General features: G+C 45.9%; 1 protein-coding gene. It reads right to left on the bottom strand.

Going from position 1 to position 405, the window contains the following annotated elements; translation table 11 throughout:
• Nucleotides 1-39: 39 nt before the first annotated feature.
• On the bottom strand, nt 40-405 hold a 366-nt coding region (locus AOQ32_RS08800), incomplete at its 5' end, for a hypothetical protein (protein WP_158531905.1).

The following is a 405-nucleotide window of genomic DNA, read 5'->3' as shown; positions in this document are numbered from 1 at the left end:
GTTCACAGGCCGCCAAGGTAGCAGATCTCACATCATACGTTATAATTTTGGTCCCTCTGTTGGAGCGGCCTTTTTTTCTTGCTGTTCATAGACATTCGTCATCTTGGCATGCACACCACGGTGATAGTCTAAATCATGAACTGCTTGTTCATATTGTTCATGCAATAAGTCACGGCTAATCGTCCAAGCATTTAATTCCTTTTGAAGATTTGCCCGGACTTTTGGGTCATCTAACCGCTGGGCCATTTCTTGTCGCAATTGCACCATTTTATCGTCAAGGTCTGCCAAACGTTCCTTCGCCGTTGCCATGGCTTTGACCAAGTTTTGTTCGATTTGCTGGGCCTGACCACTCCGTAACGTCCCATCACCATGTTGGGCATAGAAGTCTAACGCTTTGAGTTTTGC

It is taken from the genome of Fructobacillus tropaeoli, assembly GCF_001047135.2.
Classification (GTDB): Bacteria; Bacillota; Bacilli; order Lactobacillales; family Lactobacillaceae; genus Fructobacillus; species Fructobacillus tropaeoli.
The sequence above is the reverse complement of the archived record's forward strand: the minus strand, read 5'-3'. Positions and strand labels throughout refer to the sequence as shown.